Source organism: Streptococcus sp. GMD1S (genome assembly GCF_000296875.1).
GTDB lineage: Bacteria > Bacillota > Bacilli > Lactobacillales > Streptococcaceae > Streptococcus.
In genome coordinates, this window is sequence record NZ_AJQY01000116.1 from 1 (window position 1) to 1,775 (window position 1,775).

At 38.1% G+C, this 1,775-nt stretch carries 2 protein-coding genes; both read left to right on the plus strand.

From position 1 onward, the window contains the following. On the plus strand, nt 1–774 hold a 774-nt coding region (locus GMD1S_RS07485), incomplete at its 5' end, for an aminotransferase class IV (protein ID WP_000674538.1). Nucleotides 775–869: 95 nt separating this feature from the next. After that, the gene (locus tag GMD1S_RS07490) at nt 870–1,670 is read left to right on the plus strand and encodes an excalibur calcium-binding domain-containing protein (RefSeq protein ID WP_000751033.1); all 801 of its coding nucleotides are present in this window, start codon (nt 870–872) and stop codon (nt 1,668–1,670) included. Nucleotides 1,671–1,775 lie beyond the last annotated feature (105 nt).

The following is a 1,775-nucleotide window of genomic DNA, read 5'->3' on the forward strand; positions in this document are numbered from 1 at the left end:
CTCTTGCTTCCAAATGGACGACGGATTTTCAATGTCGCCATTCGGACTATTCAACTGTACCAAGAAAAAGCCATCTATGGAGTTGGCGGAGGGATTACTTGGGATAGCACTTGGGAATCTGAATACCGTGAGGTTCATCAAAAGGCGGCTGTTCTCTATCGTAAACAAGCACGTTTCCAACTGATTACGACTGGGAAAATCAGCCAAAAACAACTGCTGTTTGAAGATCAACATCTGGAAAGACTGACAAAGGCTAGTCGATATTTTGCCTATCCTTTTGATCCAGAAAACCTGAGACAAAAGATAGAGAAAGAGTGTCAAGTTTGTGATGTTAATCAAGACTACCGCTTACGAATTAGTCTCAGCAAATCGGGAGAGATAGAACTCAGTCGCCAAATCTTAACACCCTTCAGTCCAAGTTTCTGCAAAGCCAAACTTTGTCTGCAAGAGGCAGATTTGAATCAATCATTTACCTACTTTAAAACAACCCATAGACCACACTTAAGTCTAGGGGAACAGGAAATCATTTACCATAATGTAGCAGGAGAATTGCTTGAAACCTCTATTGGAAATCTGGTCTTAAAAATTAATGGTAAGCTCTACACACCTCCTATCAATCTAGGGATTTTGCCAGGAATCTACCGCCAGCATTTGCTGGAAACAGGACAGGCAGAGGAAAAAGTTCTGACTGTGCCAGACTTGGACCAAGCGGAAACTATCTATGGCTCTAATGCAGTCAGAGGCTTGTATGAGTTGGAAGTGAATTCTAAATAAACTTTATAAATCAAAAAATATAATGTATATATTGAATTGTTGAATTAAGTTTGATAAAATAAAAAGAAAACGATGTCATTTTATAGGAGGAAATGATGAAAAAAACAATTTTGCTGAAAGTGATTCTTACTGTTTTTCCAATTTTAGGTTTGTTTGCTCAACCGGTTAGTGCAGAAGAAAATATTCATTTTTCTAGTTGTAAAGAAGCATGGGAAAATGGTTATTCTGATATCCATAGAGGAGAGCCTGGATATTCTTCAAGACTAGACAAAGATGGTGATGGGATAGCTTGTGAACGTGCAAATGCACCTCGGGGAGTCTTTAAACCACGCCAGTCTAGTCCACAGAATAGAGTTTCTTCTAGTGGATGGGTTAAGCAGGATAGATATTGGTATTATTATTCTGACAATGGTAATCTAGTAACCAATTCTTGGAAAGGAGATTACTATCTCAAATCAGATGGAACAATGGCTCAGAGTGAGTGGATATATGACTCATATTACAAGGGATGGTATTATCTCAAATCGGATGGTTCGTATGCACGAAACACATGGATAGGAAGTTACTACCTTAAAGCAAACGGAAAGATGGCTCAAAGTGAATGGATTTATGATTCATCATACCAAGCTTGGTATTATTTGAAATCAGATGGATCCTATGCCCAAAATGCTTGGCAAGGCGCTTTTTATCTCAAAGCGAACGGTAAAATGGCACAAGGTGAGTGGATATATGACTCTTCTTATCAATCTTGGTACTACTTGAAATCAGATGGTTCATACGCTCGTAATACTTGGCAAGGAAATTACTATTTGAAATCAGATGGTAAAATGGCAAAGAATGAGCGAGTTGATGGTGGCAGATACTACGTAGATGGTTCTGGTCTTTGGAAACCATAAATCAGAATAATTTCTAGGAAGTTAATGCAAACCTTTGCACAAAATGGACGATTTTGTTATACTATATCTGTAAGCATTTTCAATTAAAAAGGAGAAGACGATGAG

What these genes read in the sequence shown, in the direction of transcription:
- GMD1S_RS07490 (WP_000751033.1), top strand. Translation starts at nt 870, where the DNA reads ATGAAAAAAACAATTTTGCTGAAAGTGATTCTTACTGTTTTTCCAATT.